Consider the following 1,442-nt stretch of genomic DNA (forward strand, 5'->3'; position numbering starts at 1 on the left):
AGTGTATAAACTATCCATTACATTTTCATTAATTTTATCTTCCTTGTCATAATTAAAATTTAATAATAATGACCTTGATAAATATGCTTCTCTAGGTAATAAATAATTTAAACTAGCTTTGTCATTATATATTAAATATTTATTTAAGGATAATACTTTTAAATTTTGTTGTATACTATACTCTTTTTTATCTTTCCCCTTAATTTTTATTAAATCATTCAGAAATACCATAGGAGTTATTATTTTCCTTTGTTTATCTATAAATAAATTCCAATCATAACTTGAAAAACTATATTTAAATTGATCAAAAGTTAGATTCGTTTCTTTTAATAGTATATGTTTTATTTCTTCATCCGTATATGCTTTTCCCTTGTCATAGACTGGTTCTTGTGCATATAATGTAACAATATTTTCTTCACTTTTGTCTATATCTATTCCAAATACATATTTTATCCTCTCTTTAAATAAGGAATAATCCGGGAATTTATAACCGCTATTCTCTAATGATTTTTCTAATAAAAGTAGTTGTAAATCTAAATCCTCTTGTGTGGCTATATATTCATTGTCAGGAATATGGTCTTCTACAAATACTCTTTTTTGTAGTTCTATATGTTCTTCTATTTTTTGTAAATTAATGCTATCCTTCTGCGTATTTTGTAAACCAATGTTATCCATTTGTGTATTTTGTGCAATTTCTATAATAGGCTTTTCTTTTTTTTCTTCTTTCTTATTTTCTTCTCCTCTACAGGAAAAAAATAATATGAATAAACTGAAAAATATTATTCTTTTTTTCATAATCATTTCTTTATTATTTCAAAACTATAATTATTCTTATTCCAATTTACCTTTTTATCTGCTTTACTGTAATGTATTAACGGTGTATAAAATCGGCAGGGACTTCTTTGGGCAGTTACTTTATGATCTAATAAATGGTATGAATCCTTTTTCCATTTTAATTTAATCACTCCTTTCATTTTTATTTCATCTGCCATCCCATAAGGTCTTTCACTTGAACTTATTGCTTCCACAGTGGTTACAACTCCTTCTATTTCACCCTTTTTATTGGGTATTTCTTCATAATCAATGATCACTCCGGTATGCCCCATTCCTGAAGAACTCTTCCAGATAAATATATCTCCTATTTGAGGCTTATAATCTAAATCGTCATGTTTTTGTAAGTAGATAGAGTATTTTTCTGCAAATTCATAGAGTATTCGAGTATTACCTCCCATTACCTTTTTACTCCATTCTATTTTCTGTAAATAACGGCATACTAATTCCGAACAATCCATCGTATTTTCTCCTTTCTCCGAAATTCTATCATCGTCGTGTTTTTTAGTTTCTTTATATTTGTTTTTGTTTTAGTGTGTTTGGTGTATAAAATTTATTAATAAACATTTTATTGCCGCTTGTATATTTAAATAAGTTTTTTTATATTTAAA

At 26.3% G+C, this 1,442-nt stretch carries 2 protein-coding genes; both read right to left on the bottom strand.

Translation table 11 applies throughout. The features are described from left to right. A partial coding sequence (locus M3Z80_RS09650) for a hypothetical protein (RefSeq protein ID WP_293919401.1) occupies positions 1-795 on the bottom strand: 795 nt, incomplete at its 3' end. 2 nt (positions 796-797) lie between these two features. Further along, entirely contained in the window at positions 798-1,316 is a 519-nt protein-coding gene (locus tag M3Z80_RS09655; protein WP_293919402.1) for a peptidoglycan amidohydrolase family protein, read from the bottom strand. Between the last annotated feature and the right edge of the window lie 126 nt (positions 1,317-1,442).

Origin of the sequence: Apibacter sp. (genome assembly GCF_025291155.1) — a bacterium.
GTDB lineage: Bacteria > Bacteroidota > Bacteroidia > Flavobacteriales > Weeksellaceae > Apibacter.